Source organism: Kushneria konosiri, assembly GCF_002155145.1.
Classification (GTDB): Bacteria; Pseudomonadota; Gammaproteobacteria; order Pseudomonadales; family Halomonadaceae; genus Kushneria; species Kushneria konosiri.
Genome location: NZ_CP021323.1, coordinates 2,936,985 through 2,949,896 on the forward strand (window position 1 = coordinate 2,936,985; position 12,912 = coordinate 2,949,896).

Consider the following 12,912-nt stretch of genomic DNA (forward strand, 5'->3'; position numbering starts at 1 on the left):
TAGTTGGCGCTCTTTCAGACGTCGAGTGAACATGAAAAAGAAGGATTGCTAAAGCGTGTTTTTCTGCATTAAACGTGCAGTGAATCTTTATGCTCAGCCCTTGAGATGAATGTTTTGTCGATGAGACCTTGGTCGTTTTAATTCAGCGAGATAAATCGGAAATTGCTCGATAAAACGAGCTTTTTATATTCGGGAAAAGGGGATGCCAAAAGTGATCGACGTCACCAAAGAACGTCGATCATGGCGGGCAATGCGAAGGCTGATCCAAGTCCGCAGATCAGAACCGATAAAGTCGTTCAGGGTTATCGCGCAGGCAGGCCTGGCGCTGAGATATGGAAAGGGTACGCTCGAGAAACCTGATCATGTCGAGGGAGCTGGGGATAGGCGACGGCGTCATGACGTGGGGCCAGTCGCTTCCCCAGAGGCAACACTCGCGGTAGCGCTCGACAAGATGGCGAGTTAACTCGATGAGGTCGTCATAGCGCCTCGGGTGCTGGCTGACACGGGTGGGGGCAAGTTTGATCCAGACGCGCCCGGTGTCGAGCAGGCGGCAAAGGCGGGTCAGTTCATCAGGATGGCCGGGTGTTACGTGTCCGAAATGATCCAGGACGATTGTTTGCCCTTCCGGGAGCGTCGGTAACAGTGCTGCCAAAATGTCGTAGCGCTCGGGTTCTGTATTGAGTTCGACATGCCAGTCCAGTGCTGCGGCGCGAGCAGCAAGCTCCGGCAGGCGCGCCAGGTCGTGCTGGCCCAGCCGTGTGCGGTCCTGAACGCGGATGCCACGCACGCCAGCTTCGCGCATCGCCTCAAGCCCTGAGGTGTGCTCATCGATCATGACCACGCCACGCAGCTCAAGCGGCGGGTTGAGCGTCTGCGCCTGACGAAGCGTCTCGAGCAGATAGTGGTTGTCGGTGCCATCGATGGAGGCCTGTATCAGCACGGCGCGCCGGATGTCCGAGACCGCGGTTTCCTCCATGAAATGGCCGATGCCCTTGCGAGGGGGCTGGTAGGTCGTCTCGATGTACTCCCGGTCACGGTCGAAGACGTGGATATGGCAGTCACAGGCGGGCGCCATTGAGGTGTGAGTCATGACGCATCTCCCTGGCGCGTATGGCGGTAGCGCCTGATGGTGACACCCAGAACGCACAGCAGCGTGACGGCCAACAGCCCCATGGCGATCGGTGACTGCAAAAAGATGTCAGCGCTTCCGGCACTGGTCAGCAGCGCCTGGCGCAGGCTCTGCTCAAGCGGTGGACCGAGGATCAGCCCGATCAGCAGGGGCGGCAGCGGAAAACCGGCCCGCCGCAGCACAAAGCCAATCCCCCCGGCACCCAGCATCACGGCGACATCGAAAAGACTGTTGTTGACCGAATAGGCACCAAATATCGCCAGAATCGCAATGACCGGGAACAGATGACGGGGGCGGATTTTAATGATGTGAACGGCGCCACGAAACATGGCCAGCCCGAACACCACACAGGGAATGGACAGCAGTATCAGCGCCTCGAAAATCGCATAGACCTCAATACCGTGCTGCTGGAAGAGGAACGGCCCCGGCGTCAGCCCCTGCAGCATGAACGCTCCCAGAATAACGGCGGTAACGGCGTCGCCGGGAATGCCGAGGGAGAGCATGGGCACCAGCGCGCCACCAGTTACCGCATTATTGGCGGCCTCCGGGGCGGCCACGCCCTCCGGTTCTCCCTTGCCGAAGCGGGCCGGATCGCGTGAACGGGAGCGAGCCAGGTTGTAGCTGACGAAGGCGGGCACCGTTGAACCAATTCCCGGCAGGATACCCACCAGGGTGCCGATGATGGAGGACACCATTAAGGTGGCGCGCATCTTCCACAGGGTCAGCCACCCGACCGGGCGATTCGAGGTGCCGTTGCCCGAAATCGGGCCGATGTCAGTGTCCGGTGCCGTCTTCTGCTTGCCGGCAAAGGCCTGCAGCAGTACTTCGGACATCGCGAAAAGACCGATCAGCACCGGAATCAGCGCCAGGCCGTCTTCGGCCGCAAAACTGCCAAAGGTGAAACGCGGCAGCCCCTCGATGGGATCGAGTCCGACAATGCCGGCGGCGACGCCGATCAGTGCCATCAGGGCTGCATCAAGAATCGAACCACCGCCGAACAGCACGATGATGATCAACGCAAACGTCATCAACGCCGCCATCTGTGCAGGGCCAAAATCGAGCGCCAGCGAGGCCAGTGGATGGGCCAGCACGATCAGCACCAGACAGCTGAAAATGTTGCCGAACACACTGGCATAGAGCGCGATGCGCAGTGCTTCTCCGGCACGGCCCTGCCGTGCCATGGGATGGCCATCCAGCGCCGTGGCTGCCGAAGACGGTGTCCCGGGAACGTTGAGCAGTATGGCGGAAATCGAGCCACCAAAGATCGCCCCCTGATACACCCCTAGAAGCAGGATAAGAGAGGGAATGGGGGACATGGTGAAGGTCACCGGGATAAGCAGGGCAATGGCCAGTGTCGGGCCCAGGCCGGGAATTGCGCCGATGACAATACCGACGGCCACCCCCACCAGGGCGGCGATCAGCACCCAGACATCAAGCAGGGCATGGAAGGCATCAAGAAGCATGTGAAGTATCTCTTGGGGTGTCTCGGACGCGAAAACGCGGTGACGGACTCAGGGCAGGGGCAGGTTGAGCAGATGCTGTCCGGCCCAGAAAATGGCAACGGTGACCATCAGCGGCAAGGCCACGTTGAACAGCCAGTGGCGCTCACCCAGCAGCCAGGCCAGCACGATACCGATCGTGGCCACGGTAACGATGAAGCCCAGCAGCGGCATGGTTGCCAGGGCCACGGCCATCAGCATCATGATGAAAAGCACGCGGATCCAGCCGGCAACCGGGCCAATGGCCGTCTCCGACACTCGTCGATGGCGCCACAGTCTGAGTACGGCACCCAGGGCCAGTAGCCACAGCACCAGTCTGGGGAAGAAGCGTGCATCCGGGCCCGGGTCGCCAAAATCAAACACCGTCACCTGATCATTCAGAGTCAGCAGACCAATGACGGCAATGAGCAGGATTGCGAGACAGGTACAGCTCTGTAATCCATACCGCGACGCTCGCTGTTGGGAGGACATGCTCTTATCGATGCTCATCGCTTCAGGGTCTCGGCCAGTTGATGGTAGGCGGCCAGATTTTTCTCGATCACGGCCTCGACCTCGTCACCGGGCAGTAGCCTCACGGGCTGGTTGAGTTTGTTCATGACGGTGGCAAATTCCGGTGAAGAGGCGGCCTGGCTGAATGCGGCGCGCAGTGTCTCGGCGCGCTCGGCGCTGACGCCATGGGGCACCATCAGGGCCACGATGGAGGGAAATTGAATATCGTGTCCTGACTGCTCAAGCGTGGGGACTTCCGGGAAATCCGGGTCGGGCTGGTCATCAAGCACGGCAAGCAGCCGTAGCTGGTCACTTTTAACCAGATCGCGATAGGCAGGCACCAGCGCGATATCGACATGGTGGCCAAGCAGGGCTGCGGTTGCGCCGGCGGCGCCGTCAAACGGAACGTGCTGAAGCCTTGCATCGGTGTCGCGTCCCAGCTGAGTAAACGCCAGGCGTGCACCGCTCAGGGCGCCAGCCGTTGCATAGGTGAGGCGAGCGCCATCGCGGGCAGCGTCAAGCAGCTCCGCCAAGGTGTGGTAGGGACTGTCGGCATTGACCAGGACACCATGCCAGGGCCCGGAATAATTCAGGATCGGCGTGAAATCCTTGAGCGTGTCATAGCCCGTATCGCGCAGTGCCGGCGCGACAAAGGAGGGAGAGGAGGTGGTCGCGATCAGGGTATAACCATCCGGCGCGGCGCGGGATACCGTGCGCATGGCATTCACACCACCACCGCCAGGGCGGTTTTCGATAACGACCGGTTGGCCGAGCAGGGGTTCTGCCAGTCTGGCGAGCTGCCTTGCTGAAATGTCGGTGGTTCCCCCTGCACCGTAGGGTACAACCAGTGTGATGGGGCGAACGGGATAGTCATTCGCCCCGGCTGCAGAGGCCAGCATGATGAAAAGGGCGCAGAAAAAATAAACCCAACGGTTTCGAAGCGAGGGCATTAAAACTCTCCCAAAAATATAAATATAAAAGCGGTGATGGTGAGTTTATGGCGTGTTGAAAAAGTAAAAATGGAAGGGTTTTGTCGAAATGAATGATATCGACATTCCATGGGTTTTTAGTCATCACGGCAAGCGATTGATGGTACGCCGAAACGATTGCGTTTAATTATTAAACCTTCGTCTATGTTTTCATTTTTTATGTTTTATTATTAATGGTTTGAGTGGTTGTTATCTAAATTTAAAACGCCAAAAGGATGCCGGATATTGTGGTATCGGGCATCCTTTGATAGTCCATAAACCTTGGCTTTTATCGACTTTATTTAGTGAGAAATCGCCGAGTTTATGCGAATTCAAAGCCTGTCGATTTTAGTGCGGCATCTACCCAGCTTCGATCATTTTCGCCGGCATGGATCGCGGCCATTTGCTTTTCTTCTGCCGCCTGCTTGGCTTGAGCAGCCTTGAGTACAGCATCGGCATCGTCATACGGGACGCAAAGCATACCGTCACTGTCACCGATGATCAGATCGCCCGGCTCGATAACCATGCCGTTAAGGCTGATCGCCGTATTGATTTCGCCCGGACCATTCTTGTAGGGACCGCGATGGGTAACCCCGGCTGCAAAGGTGGGCAGATTGGTCTCGCGAAAGCCATCAAGATCGCGGATAGCACCATTGAGGACAAAGCCGACCACGCCCTTTTTCACCGCATAGGCCAGCATCAGCTCGCCCATCAGTGCGTTGGTGGTGTCACCACCCGCGTCGCAGACAATGACATCGCCGGGTTCAGCCATGTCGATGGCCTTGTGCAGCATCAGATTGTCGCCCGGACGAGTGCGCACGGTCAGGGCCACGCCTGCCATTGAGCCATCACGGTGCATGGGGCGAAGGTCGCTGCCACCAGCAAAGACACGGGACATGCTGTCGCTGACAACCGCAACAGGAAGTGCTGCAAAAGCCTCGACGACAGATGCGTTGACCTGGCGCTGGCGCTTGAGAACTCGATTACCGATGGACATGTTGTTACTCCATTGAGGTGGCCAGTACCTCTGGCCGATATGTCATGAAAACAGGGCTCAGGAACAGGTTGTTTCTGAAATGCTGTTGACCATGCGCGCCGGTGGCAGCGCTGTGCCAGAGAGAAAGTCGACAATGCCACTGACGGCCAGAACGCCAACACGTGTACCGGCTTCTTCAGTAACGCCTGCAATGTGCGGCGTAAGGATGACTCGTTCGGAGCCAGCGAGCGGGTTGACACCCTCGGGTGGCTCACGCTCGAAGGTGTCCAGCCCGGCACCGGCAATGTGGCCGTTCTCGAGCGCAGCCAGCAGAGCCTTTTCGTCGATCAGCCCACCGCGGGAGGTGTTGATGACGTAGCTGTCTTTCGGCATCAGGGCCAGCGTTCTGGCATCAAGTAGATGTGCGTTGGCTTCGGTCAGGGGGCAGTGCAGGCTGACGATGTCGGATCGGGACAGCAGTGTGTCGATATCGTCGATGGGCTCGGCGCCGAGGGATCTGATGGCTTCTGGTGAGGCGTATGGGTCGTAGACGGCAACGTCCAGACCCATACCCTTGACGATTCTGACCACGGCAGCGGCGATGGCACCACCGCCGACCAGGCCCAGGCGCATGCCTGACAGTTCTCGTCCAAGAAATTCGGCCTTTTCCCAGCGGCCCTGACGCATGCCCGCGTCCAGTGGCAGCAGGCGCTTGACCGTGGCAAACATCAATGCAACGGCATGCTCTGCCACCGAGACCGCATTGCCACCGGCGGCGCGAATGACCTGAACACCATGGTGAGTGGCCGCATCAACATCAATGTTATCCACGCCGGCGCCATGCTTGGAAATCACCTTGAGTGACCGGCCGGCCGCAACCGCTTCAGCCCCGAATCGCCCCATGCGTGACACGATGCCTACCGGGTCATGACGGTTGATGTGTTCAACGAGCACCTCTGCCGTCGGATAAGCGGGCGTGTGGTATACGTCGTAGCCTGCGGCTTCTGCGTATTGACGTGCCTCATCAGCCAGGTAAGGGCCGGTTACAAGAATGGCGGGTCGGTTCTCCAAGGTCTTTCTCCATTGATTATCAGCGACAGTGCGCATGGTTTTCCGTGTCGTTGGCAGACGACCAGCGATCAGAATACAGCTAGTTTTTCTTTATAAAAGCGACTAATATTTTATATTAAGTGAAGAAATTCTTAATGGTGATGGCATGGATACACGTCAGCTACGCACGCTAATCGCGATTTCCGAATACGGTACTTTTGCCCGGGCGGCCCGCGAAGTCAGCCTGACCCCCTCTGCTGTCAGTCAGCAGATGCTCGCGCTGGAGCAGGAGCTGGATACCTCGCTGTTCAATCGACAGACGCGCCCGCCAAGTCTTAATCTCCAGGGTCTGCAGCTTCTGGAAACGGCAAGGAAAGTTCTGGGTCTGGTCGAGGAAACCCGGATTTCGCTGAAGGGCAGCAATGTCTCAAGCTCGCTCAGCATTGGTTCTGTTCGCACCAGCACCATTGCCCTGTTGCCGCGTGCGATCGTGGCGCTGCGCGAGACGTTTCCCGAGCTGCATGTGGATCTTCGTGTCGGGATGTCCTCGGCGCTTCTCAGTGATGTCAACGCCGGCCGCCTGGATCTGGCGGTCGTGGCCGAGCATGCTGGCGTCTCGAGAAATCTCTCCTGGGCTCCCTTCCTTCGTGAGCCGCTGGTCTTCATCGCGCCTCCCGGTACGCCGGTAAGGCCGGTTCGAGAGTTGCTGGAAACCCTTCCTTTTGTGCACTTCGCCAGCGACGTTCCTCTGGCGGCACTGATCAACAACGAACTGACCCATCAGGAGATCAAGGTCAGACACATTGCCGAGATCGACACCATCCCGGCGATTGTCGAGTGTGTCGCCGCCGGCCTGGGCGCGGCAGTCGTGCCCGATATTGCGGTGCGCGAGAATGGCCGCGACATGCTCAAGCTGCCGTTCGGCCGTCCTCAGGTCTATCGCCAGATTGGAACGGTACGGCGCGCCAGTTCGCCCAAGTCCGAACTTCTGGTGGCGATGCACAACAAGCTGGCGGAGCTTTCCGGCAAGTTCGGCGTGTTCATGTGATCCGAAACCGGTCGGGCACTTCATGACGCTCATTTCCATGGATGGCTTTCCCACAGTTTTTTGGCGACGTCGGCCTGGGATTCGCTCAGCTGGCGGTAGTCCTCTCCCGTGATGATGTCGAGCGTGTTGCCCTGGGCGGCCAGTTCATCGAGCAGATTCTCGTTATCGGCCAGCGCCTTGAAGGCCGTCACCAGTCGAGTCCTGACCTTCTCCGGGAGCCCGTGAGGCGCCACGAAGCCGCGATAGGAGCCCATCGTGACGTCGTAGCCCTGCTCCTTTGCCGTTGGCACGTCAGGCGCGAAAGAGGAGCGCTTGTCATCAAGAACGGCCAGTACGCGCAGTTCGTCTTCAAAGCCGATGGTCTGGCTCAGGGCCATGGTGCCAGCGGCGACATGGCCGCCCAGCAGGGCAGTGCGCGCCATCGAGGCGCCGCTGAAGGGAATCAGGTTGAATTCGGTATCTGCGGCTGCAGCCAATAACAGCGCACTGAAGTGGTCATTGCCTCCCAGTGATGCCAGGGCCATGCCAACGCTACCCGGTTTCTCTTTCGCCGCCTGAATCAACTCTTTCAGGCTGTGATAGGGAGAGTCCTGACTGACGACCAGGGTATTGGGGTCGTGCACCACATTGGCGAGGTAATCAAAGCTGTTGACATCGTAGGCCGCCTTGCGATCGTAGGTCAGCGCCATGGCGGCCGGCAGGTTGAAGGTGCCAAGAGTAGTGCCGTTAGCCTTTGCCTTGGCGACGCTGGTAAATCCGATCTGGTCGCCGGCGCCAGGCTGGTTCTTGATCACCACACTGGCGTCATTTCCCAGCTCCTTCTCCAGATACTTCCCGACGACGCGGGCGAGGACATCGGTGCCCCCTCCGGCGGAATAGCCGACAATCACTTCTATGGGCTTTTCCGGATAGTCGGCGAATGCAGGGTTGCCCACCGCTGTCACCGCCTGTGTCGACAAGGCGATTGCTGAAATGATCAGTGTCTTTCGAAAGGTTTTGAACATGTCCTGTTGCCCCATTGTTATTCGTATTGTGGTAGCGCCACTGGTTAGGTCAGAGCGTGAGGTGTGACAGCATCGTTGAAGGCCACACGGTAAGTACTGGCAGCAGTCTTCCAGAACAGCTGATCCCGGTCGTTCTGGCTTAACGCTTGCGTCAATCGCTTGAAGGCATTCCAGAGCGCGACATAGGAGAACATTCCCTTGTCCACGGGGAAGTTGCTCTCAAGCATGCAGCGCGTCGGACCAAAGGCCTCAAGACAGACTCCGAACCAGGGCGCCCAGTCTCTTGCCAGACGTTCGGAGTCCGGGGGCGCGGGTTGGTGGTGGTAGTCATTGCCGAAAACAGCAAGCCCGAACCCGCCGATCTTGAGGTGCGTATTGGGCAGGGCGGCAAGTTTCTCGAGGCCCGCGCGCCAGGCGGCAAAGTCAGCCGGTGTTCGTTCACGAAATGGCCCGACGCCGAGTGGCCCGCCACAGTGATTGATCACCACCGTCAGCTCCGGCAGCAGGCGAGCGAGCGCTTCGACTTCATGCAGCTGCGTCTGGTAGGCCCAGACGTCCAGGGTCAGTCCGGCCCGGGCGACTTCAGCGGCACCTCGGTGAAATTCCTTTGATCGCAGCAGACCATCCGGAGCCGGCCTCGGATTGGAGCGCACCGCCGGGTCGGGGTGATAGGCCGTGGTATTGCGAATGCCACATACGTGATTCGGGGCCAGTTCCCGCAGGCCATCGAGGGTGTCGCGTACCGCGTCGCCCTGCATGAGGTCGGCCAAGGCAACGATGCCGACCGGATGATTCGGGGTCTGAGCGCTCCACTCAAGGATCGTTTCGACCTCACCCAGCGGGTAGAGCGACTCGGGCCCCGAGCGGCGATACCCGGTGCGGCACTGCACGTAGATACTGGCGCGCACGTCATGGCCACGGCTCACATCGGCGATGAAGTCCTCGGTGCGATAGCGGCTCTCTTCGCGATCCCACAGATGATGGTGCGCGTCCAGAATCGGTTGGGCCGGGTCCAGCACCGACTCATCGGTCAGTGCCAGCCATGCTTCCCGGATCGAGGCATGAGGTGTCATCACTCGGCGACTCGTTTGGCCTTGCGCGCACGCATCAGCCGTGAGAAGACCGGAGACAGTATCACCAGCAGGATCATGCCGATCAGCACCTTGGCCGTCGGGCTCGAGGCCAGAATGTCCCAGTTACCGCCACCAATGCGAAGTGCAAGACGCAGGTTCTGTTCGGCAAACCCTCCCAGAATCAGCCCCAGTACAACCGGCGGCAGCGGGAACTTCAGCTTGTCCATGAAATAGCCGATCAGGCCAAAGCCGAGCATCAGATAGACATCGAACATGCGGCCATTGATCGAGTACACGCCGATGAACACCAGGGAGATGATAATGGCGCCAAGCAGCGGTCGTGGCAGGCGCAGTACCTGCGCAAAGCTGTTGGTGGCCAGCGCCCCCCCGAGGAAGATCAGCAGGATGGCGGCAAACAGGAACTGCCACATGAAGCCAAAGACGATTTCAGGGTTGTCACGGAACAGCATGGGGCCAGGCTGCAGGCCGTGGATCAACAGTCCACCGAGCATGACGGCAGCGACCGCCGTGCCGGGAATGCCCAGCGTCAGCGCCGGGATCAGTGCGGCGGCAGTATCGGCATTGTTGGAGGTTTCCGAGGCAGCAACGCCTTCCGGTTCGCCCTTGCCCCAGTCATCCGGATTTTTGGAGGCTCGGCGGGCTTCGTTGTAACTGAGAAACGCTGCCATGGAGCCGCCGGCGCCAGGCAGGATGCCGACAAACACGCCGATGATTGAAGAGCGTACCCAGGTCTTCCAGTACTTCAGCATGCCGGGGATGGCCTTCCAGATGCTGGTGGTATTGAGTCGGCCGGTATTTTCGGTATCGAAATCGCGGATTTCCTCAAGCAGGCCGATGGCCGGCGGCAGTGCATAGAGCCCGACCAGCAGCACAACGATGTTGATGCCGTCGAGCAGCTCCAGATGCCCAAAGGTGTAACGCTCGGCGCCAGAGATGGTATCGGCACCGACGAGGGAGACAAAGACACCAAAGGCTGCGCTGATCAAACCCTTGATCACGTCACCGCCAAGCAGGAAGACGATGGCCGACATGCCAAAGACCGCCACCCAGAAAATTTCGGTCGGACCGAAAAGCAGAGTGACCTTGGCCAGTGGTGGTGCCAGCAGCATCAGGACCAGCGCCGAGGCGATACCGCCCAGCGCAGAAGAGACCACGGCGACCTGAAGGGCATAGCCACCACGGCCCTGCTGGGCCATCGGATAACCATCGAAACTGGTGGCGACAGCGGCTGGCGTGCCTGGAATGCGCAGCAGGACAGCGGGAATTGAACCGCCGTACATGGCCCCGTTGTAGATACCGGCCATCATGCCAAGGGCGACCAGCGGGTCCATGCCGAAGGTAAAGGGAATCAGTACCGAGATGGCCATGGTGGCGCTGAGACCGGGCAGGGCGCCAACGCAGATACCAGCGACAACACCAACAACGACCGCCAGCAGGTTGCCCAGGGACAATACGGACGGTAGTGCATCAATAAGATTGCCGTACATGACATGTCCTCGTTAGCGCAGGAAGAATTCGGTGGGCAATTCCTGACCCATCAGCAGCACGAAGATGATCGCGATGCCGCCTGTAAAAATCAGATCGGCGAGCAGTACGCCCTTGAGGTTTCGGTACCCGAAGCACCAGGCCACTACCGGGATCATGACGGCTGTTGAGGTGTAGAAGCCCAGCAGCGCTACAGCAGCGACATAAATCGCAATGGACGCCACAATGCCGATAAATCGTTTGGCATTGTCAAAAACCTTGATGGCTGCCACGGTCTGACGCCGGCGGCGCAGTACGCAGCGTCCGATCAGCAGGACGCCGAGCAGGATCAGTGCTGACAGCATGGTGACCGGTAATAGCGCTGTCATGCCCGGCATGTCTGAAGTCCGGGTCAATAGTGCGCCTGCGCCAAGCACGATGATCACGCCAGCGATCAGGTCCGGATCGATACCGCGAGAAGGCTCGTGGGCAGTGTTAGCGGGTTCACTATTCATGGGAGATGTCTCATGGAGTAGCGTTGGAGCCAGCCATGACAGGCCGGCCATGACGATTCAGTCATGCCGTTTGAACCACCGCGCTTTCGTTGGGGAATGGCGCGGTGGCTCTGTCGTGGAGGTCATGTGTCAGAAAATCGGGGCAAGTGGCGCAGGCTTACTTCCAGGGAGTGGTTTCCCAGATGCGTTTTGCCAGTTCCAGCTGCTCGGCGTTGAGGGTTTTGAAGTCATCGCCCAGAGCCAGTTCTGTCGGGTTGCCGGATCGACGCATGGCTTGCTGGAATTCAGGGTCGTCGTAGGTCTTCTGGAAAGCGTCGAGCAGCCTGGTCCTGACGTTTTCAGGCAGGTTCGCCGGCGCTACGAAACCACGAAGTGCCCCGTTGACCAGGTCAAATCCCTGCTCCTTGAAGGTAGGGATGTCGTCAGCCATGGAAGAGCGCTTCTCGGAGGCAATACCCAGTACGTTTAGCTCATCGCGGAAGGCCACGACTTCGGAGATGTTGATGATGCCCATGGTCACATGGCCGCCCATCAGTGCGCTGCGGGCGGGGGCCGAGCCCGAGAAGGGCACAACGGTATAGTCGGCACCGGTGACATCGGTGAGTCTTTGAAGGAAGAAATGGTCGTCGCCACCCAGGCTGGACATGGCCACCGTCACGGCACCGGGACGCTTTTTGGCTGCCTCGACCAGCTTGTCCATGGTGTCAATGTCGCTCTTTTTGGGGGTGACAATGACATTGGGATCGTTCACGACATTGGCCAGATAGGTAAAGCTATCGGCGTTGTAATCGGCGTCCCGGTCCAGGGTTCGAGCCATGGCGCCCGGCAGATTATAGGTGCCGATCGTATAGCCGTCTGGCCTGGCTTCGGCGACCGCGGTAACGCCAATCTGACCACTGGCGCCCGGCATGTTCTTGACCACTACCGAGACATCATTACCCAGGTATTTTTCCAGAAATGGAGCCGTTGTACGGGCCATGACATCGGTGCCACCGCCAGCAGCAAAGCCGACAACCAGGTCGATGCGTTTTTCGGGATAGTCCGCCAGTGCCGCTGTGGACATGCTGCTCGACAGGATAAGTGCTGTGGCAATGGCAATCGATTTGAAACCCATTGTGGTGCCCCTTGAGACATGAATTCGTCTGCGAAGTTAAAGGCACGATTAAAGGGTATTAAAGCGAATAATTTTTCCTGCGTTATCCAGTTTTGTTTCACGAAGCGCTTTAAAGCCAATAATTTATACCTTGGTCTTAAAAGATATTATTTTGCTTAATTGATATAAAAATAAGTGTCAATAAGACTAATGATCTCTGGTTTTGGCCGCACTTGTGGATGCCCGTCCACACCATAAAGATGATCATGATGCCGTAGTGAAAAATCATCACGAACGGATAAATGCTGTTGGCCTTAATAACGTCATTCGTCATGGACAAGTTTAAAAACCGACATGATGAAAAGATGTGGGGCAGAGGCCGTATTGCGCTGAGTTGGCCTGATGCCTTTAAAGGGTTTTGATCTGCCCACGACAAATGGAACAAAACCTTTTGAGATGAAGTTTCCCTTCCTTGATGACTACCTGTCCTTATTGAACTTGATGGGGGACCCAGCGATTTCGTCAAATCGGGTGGGCATTGTGATGTCTTCAGGACGTTCGCTTTCGACGGCCCACCAGCACG

General features: G+C 58.4%; 12 protein-coding genes. 1 reads left to right on the top strand and 11 read right to left on the bottom strand.

The window, feature by feature from the left end:
- Window positions 1-277 precede the first annotated feature (277 nt).
- The 6 genes from B9G99_RS13560 to B9G99_RS13585 form a co-directional block, all read right to left on the bottom strand.
- Window positions 278-1,090 (bottom strand): amidohydrolase family protein, encoded by an 813-nt coding sequence (locus B9G99_RS13560; protein ID WP_086622635.1) that lies wholly within the window; start codon window positions 1,088-1,090, stop codon window positions 278-280.
- Window positions 1,087-2,592 (bottom strand): tripartite tricarboxylate transporter permease, encoded by a 1,506-nt coding sequence (locus B9G99_RS13565; protein WP_086622636.1) that lies wholly within the window; start codon window positions 2,590-2,592, stop codon window positions 1,087-1,089. Before B9G99_RS13565 ends, B9G99_RS13560 begins: the two co-directional genes overlap by 4 nt.
- 48 nt (window positions 2,593-2,640) lie before the next feature.
- Window positions 2,641-3,099 carry a tripartite tricarboxylate transporter TctB family protein gene (locus B9G99_RS13570; RefSeq protein WP_157663157.1) on the bottom strand — a complete coding sequence of 153 codons (459 nt, stop codon included), beginning with the start codon at window positions 3,097-3,099 and terminating at the stop codon, window positions 2,641-2,643.
- Window positions 3,100-3,113: 14 nt separating this feature from the next.
- On the bottom strand, window positions 3,114-4,067 hold the full coding sequence (locus B9G99_RS13575) for a tripartite tricarboxylate transporter substrate binding protein (RefSeq protein WP_086622638.1): 954 nt from the start codon (window positions 4,065-4,067) through the stop codon (window positions 3,114-3,116).
- Between the two features lie 340 nt (window positions 4,068-4,407).
- On the bottom strand, window positions 4,408-5,082 hold the full coding sequence (locus B9G99_RS13580) for an RraA family protein (protein ID WP_086622639.1): 675 nt from the start codon (window positions 5,080-5,082) through the stop codon (window positions 4,408-4,410).
- A 57-nt stretch (window positions 5,083-5,139) separates the two neighbouring features.
- The gene (locus tag B9G99_RS13585; protein ID WP_227875824.1) at window positions 5,140-6,132 is read right to left on the bottom strand and encodes a hydroxyacid dehydrogenase; all 993 of its coding nucleotides are present in this window, start codon (window positions 6,130-6,132) and stop codon (window positions 5,140-5,142) included.
- Window positions 6,133-6,277: 145 nt separating this feature from the next.
- Between B9G99_RS13585 and B9G99_RS13590 the strand changes: the two genes are divergently transcribed.
- Window positions 6,278-7,159 carry a LysR family transcriptional regulator gene (locus tag B9G99_RS13590; RefSeq protein WP_086622641.1) on the top strand — a complete coding sequence of 294 codons (882 nt, stop codon included), beginning with the start codon at window positions 6,278-6,280 and terminating at the stop codon, window positions 7,157-7,159.
- Window positions 7,160-7,188: 29 nt separating this feature from the next.
- Here B9G99_RS13590 and B9G99_RS13595 read toward each other — a convergent pair whose 3' ends face one another.
- The 5 genes from B9G99_RS13595 to B9G99_RS13615 form a co-directional block, all read right to left on the bottom strand.
- Window positions 7,189-8,163: a Bug family tripartite tricarboxylate transporter substrate binding protein gene (locus B9G99_RS13595; protein ID WP_086622642.1), complete on the bottom strand. Its 975-nt coding sequence runs from the start codon at window positions 8,161-8,163 to the stop codon at window positions 7,189-7,191.
- Window positions 8,164-8,207: 44 nt separating this feature from the next.
- A complete protein-coding gene (locus B9G99_RS13600; protein WP_086622643.1) occupies window positions 8,208-9,236 on the bottom strand; it encodes an amidohydrolase family protein in 1,029 nt (342 codons plus the stop codon).
- The gene (locus B9G99_RS13605) at window positions 9,236-10,744 is read right to left on the bottom strand and encodes a tripartite tricarboxylate transporter permease (RefSeq protein ID WP_086622644.1); all 1,509 of its coding nucleotides are present in this window, start codon (window positions 10,742-10,744) and stop codon (window positions 9,236-9,238) included. Before B9G99_RS13605 ends, B9G99_RS13600 begins: the two co-directional genes overlap by 1 nt.
- A gap of 12 nt (window positions 10,745-10,756) precedes the next feature.
- Window positions 10,757-11,236 carry a tripartite tricarboxylate transporter TctB family protein gene (locus tag B9G99_RS13610; RefSeq protein WP_157663156.1) on the bottom strand — a complete coding sequence of 160 codons (480 nt, stop codon included), beginning with the start codon at window positions 11,234-11,236 and terminating at the stop codon, window positions 10,757-10,759.
- A 157-nt stretch (window positions 11,237-11,393) separates the two neighbouring features.
- Window positions 11,394-12,350 carry a Bug family tripartite tricarboxylate transporter substrate binding protein gene (locus B9G99_RS13615; RefSeq protein ID WP_086622646.1) on the bottom strand — a complete coding sequence of 319 codons (957 nt, stop codon included), beginning with the start codon at window positions 12,348-12,350 and terminating at the stop codon, window positions 11,394-11,396.
- Window positions 12,351-12,912 lie beyond the last annotated feature (562 nt).

Coding starts and splice junctions, on each gene's coding strand:
- B9G99_RS13560 (WP_086622635.1), bottom strand. CDS start 1,090: ATGACTCACACCTCAATGGCGCCCGCCTGTGACTGCCATATCCACGTC.
- B9G99_RS13565 (WP_086622636.1), bottom strand. CDS start 2,592: ATGCTTCTTGATGCCTTCCATGCCCTGCTTGATGTCTGGGTGCTGATC.
- B9G99_RS13570 (WP_157663157.1), bottom strand. CDS start 3,099: ATGTCCTCCCAACAGCGAGCGTCGCGGTATGGATTACAGAGCTGTACC.
- B9G99_RS13575 (WP_086622638.1), bottom strand. CDS start 4,067: ATGCCCTCGCTTCGAAACCGTTGGGTTTATTTTTTCTGCGCCCTTTTC.
- B9G99_RS13580 (WP_086622639.1), bottom strand. CDS start 5,082: ATGTCCATCGGTAATCGAGTTCTCAAGCGCCAGCGCCAGGTCAACGCA.
- B9G99_RS13590 (WP_086622641.1), top strand. CDS start 6,278: ATGGATACACGTCAGCTACGCACGCTAATCGCGATTTCCGAATACGGT.
- B9G99_RS13595 (WP_086622642.1), bottom strand. CDS start 8,163: ATGTTCAAAACCTTTCGAAAGACACTGATCATTTCAGCAATCGCCTTG.
- B9G99_RS13600 (WP_086622643.1), bottom strand. CDS start 9,236: ATGACACCTCATGCCTCGATCCGGGAAGCATGGCTGGCACTGACCGAT.
- B9G99_RS13605 (WP_086622644.1), bottom strand. CDS start 10,744: ATGTACGGCAATCTTATTGATGCACTACCGTCCGTATTGTCCCTGGGC.
- B9G99_RS13610 (WP_157663156.1), bottom strand. CDS start 11,236: ATGAATAGTGAACCCGCTAACACTGCCCACGAGCCTTCTCGCGGTATC.
- B9G99_RS13615 (WP_086622646.1), bottom strand. CDS start 12,350: ATGGGTTTCAAATCGATTGCCATTGCCACAGCACTTATCCTGTCGAGC.